This is a genomic window from Salmonella sp. SAL4457 (assembly GCF_046548235.1).
Taxonomy (GTDB): domain Bacteria; phylum Pseudomonadota; class Gammaproteobacteria; order Enterobacterales; family Enterobacteriaceae; genus Salmonella; species Salmonella enterica.
Map to the genome: position 1 here is coordinate 1 of NZ_JBGDZO010000081.1, position 418 is coordinate 418.

Genomic DNA, 418 nt, shown 5'->3' on the forward strand with positions numbered 1-418 from the left:
AACTTGACGTTCTCGCCGGTAGCGGAGGTGATGGTCAGTACACCCTTGTCGTTGATGCTGGCAGTGATGCCCAGCTTCGACGAGTTGGAGTTCAGTTGGTCGGCCAGATCCTGAGTGGAGGTCACGCCTGCCAGGCTCACGGTGTTGCTGCCAACGGTTACGTCGAAGTTCAGCGAACCACCGGTCACGCCGCTGACATCAGCGGTGAACACGGTACGGGCACGAGCCGACAGGTTCGGGATCGCACCGTCCATCTTCTCGGCGATGGCCTTGGCGCTATCGCCGGCGGCGATGGCGATGTTCTTCACCTGACCGCCACCGACCAGGTTGACGGTGCCCGAGGCGATGCCCGAAGCGGTCGCGGTGCCCGCTACGCTGGCGACGGTACCCGCGCCGTTGCTGCCGACCTGGTTAGAAC

Annotated in this window: 1 pseudogene; it reads right to left on the reverse strand. The window is 63.6% G+C overall.

The annotated features are described in order from the left end of the window. Positions 1-418 (reverse strand): annotated as a pseudogene (gene fliC / locus ACLJNW_RS23320) (B-type flagellin); the annotation flags it as partial.